This window comes from Phyllobacterium sp. (assembly GCF_037994425.1).
Classification (GTDB): domain Bacteria; phylum Pseudomonadota; class Alphaproteobacteria; order Rhizobiales; family Rhizobiaceae; genus Phyllobacterium.
Map to the genome: position 1 here is coordinate 1 of NZ_JBBNAM010000119.1, position 2,003 is coordinate 2,003.

General features: G+C 56.5%; 3 protein-coding genes. All 3 read left to right on the top strand.

The features are described 5' to 3' along the window. The first annotated feature begins 62 nt into the window (after window positions 1–62). The gene (locus AAAB35_RS08520; protein ID WP_340667792.1) at window positions 63–713 is read left to right on the top strand and encodes an adenylate kinase; all 651 of its coding nucleotides are present in this window, start codon (window positions 63–65) and stop codon (window positions 711–713) included. A 210-nt stretch (window positions 714–923) separates the two neighbouring features. Then, on the top strand, window positions 924–1,292 hold the full coding sequence (gene rpsM / locus AAAB35_RS08525) for a 30S ribosomal protein S13 (protein ID WP_027233182.1): 369 nt from the start codon (window positions 924–926) through the stop codon (window positions 1,290–1,292). A 130-nt stretch (window positions 1,293–1,422) separates the two neighbouring features. Then, on the top strand, window positions 1,423–1,812 hold the full coding sequence (gene rpsK, locus AAAB35_RS08530; RefSeq protein ID WP_008124952.1) for a 30S ribosomal protein S11: 390 nt from the start codon (window positions 1,423–1,425) through the stop codon (window positions 1,810–1,812). Window positions 1,813–2,003 lie beyond the last annotated feature (191 nt).

Genomic DNA, 2,003 nt, shown 5'->3' on the forward strand with positions numbered 1-2,003 from the left:
ATTGCGCATCAGTATGAAGGGCTGATCAAGAAGTCGAAGCTCCGTGGGGGGAAACGCAACAGATGAGATTAATACTTCTCGGACCACCGGGGGCAGGTAAGGGAACTCAGTCTCAGCGCTTGGTAGAAAAACTAGGGATTCCGCAGCTCTCGACCGGAGATATGCTGCGAGAAGCGGTGAAGGCCGGGACTGAAGTCGGCCTGAAGGCCAAAGCGGTCATGGATGCCGGCAACCTGGTTTCCGACGAGATCGTCAATGCCATCGTATCCGAGCGCATCGACCAGCCAGACGCGGCGAAGGGGTTTATCCTCGACGGTTATCCGCGCACCCTGGTGCAGGCCGATGCAGTAGAGGACATGCTTGCCGCCAAAGGGCTCGTCCTCGATTGCGTCATCGAACTCGAAGTGGACGACAATGTTCTCGTCGAGCGCATTTCCGGCCGGTACTCCTGCGCGAAGTGCGGAACCGGCTATCACGACACGAACAAGAAGCCGCACGTCGCGGGTGTGTGTGACAAATGCGGTTCGACCGAGTTCAAGCGTCGGCCCGACGATAATGCCGAGACAGTGCGTACGCGCCTCGAAGCATATTACAAGCAGACCTCGCCCCTGATTGGCTATTACTACGCCAAGGGCAAGTTGAGGAAGGTCGATGGCATGGCGGACATGGAAGATGTCACGGCATCGATCGAAAAAATTCTGTCGGATTTATAGATCTGACATAATTTCATCGAAGGAGTTGACTTTTAGCGGCGATTCCTTCAAGTACGGCGCAAATTCGCTTGGATATGAAGCGGTCGGCGCCGATCCGGTAAAGCAGGTTCGGGGCTGATCGTTTGTGTTTGTCCCGGATATAGGTTTTCATCCCGTCATCTGGCTGCCGTGTTGGCACTCCAGCTCTGCCGGTCAACAAGGAGAATAGACGTGGCACGTATCGCTGGCGTCAACATCCCGACGAACAAGCGCGTTGTAATTGCGCTTCAGTACATTCACGGGATTGGTCAAAAGTTTGCGCAGGAAATCGTCGAGAAAGTCGGCATTCCTGCAGAGCGTCGCGTCAACCAGTTGACCGATGCGGAAGTTTTGCAGATTCGCGAAACGATCGACCGCGATTACCAGGTTGAAGGTGATCTGCGCCGTGAAGTTTCGATGAACATCAAGCGTCTGATGGATCTGGGCTGCTACCGCGGTCTGCGTCATCGCCGCTCCCTGCCGGTTCGTGGTCAGCGCACTCATACCAATGCGCGAACGCGCAAGGGTCCAGCCAAGGCAATCGCCGGCAAGAAGAAGTAAGTTCATGCCGGCGCGATTGCTCGCGCCGGCTCTGCCTTTGGCAGATGCAGTGCTGGTTTCGCACTCTAACTGAAACCACGGTGGAGCCTCTGGAAATACGGAGGCGTCGAGATCAACTGAAAGGACTACCATGGCCAAGGAAGCCACGCGCGTTCGCCGCCGCGAGCGCAAGAATATTTCGTCGGGCGTTGCCCACGTCAATTCGACATTTAACAATACTATGATCACCATCACGGACGCCCAGGGCAATGCGATTGCCTGGTCCTCCGCCGGTGCACAGGGTTTCAAGGGTTCGCGCAAGTCGACCCCCTTCGCTGCACAGATGGCCGCTGAAGATTGCGCCAAGAAGGCACAGGAACATGGCATGCGCTCGCTCGAAGTCGAGGTCTGCGGACCTGGCTCCGGCCGTGAATCGGCTCTGCGCGCGCTCCAGGCTGCTGGTTTCACGATTACGTCGATCCGCGACGTAACGCCGATCCCGCACAATGGCTGCCGTCCGCGCAAGCGTCGCCGCGTCTAATCTTCGCGACAGGATTTTGACCGCATGAGCTGGGTTTCCAGCTCCTCTGCGGTTTCCACGCCTCAATGCCACGATTGGATGGTGGTAAAGGCAAGGATAGGGAAAAGCTAAATGATCCAGAAGAACTGGCAAGAATTGATCAAGCCGAACAAGGTCGAGTTTCAGACCTCCGGCTCGAAGACCAAGGCAAC

What these genes read in the sequence shown, in the direction of transcription:
- AAAB35_RS08520 (WP_340667792.1), top strand. Translation starts at nt 63, where the DNA reads ATGAGATTAATACTTCTCGGACCACCGGGGGCAGGTAAGGGAACTCAG.
- rpsK (WP_008124952.1), top strand. Translation starts at nt 1,423, where the DNA reads ATGGCCAAGGAAGCCACGCGCGTTCGCCGCCGCGAGCGCAAGAATATT.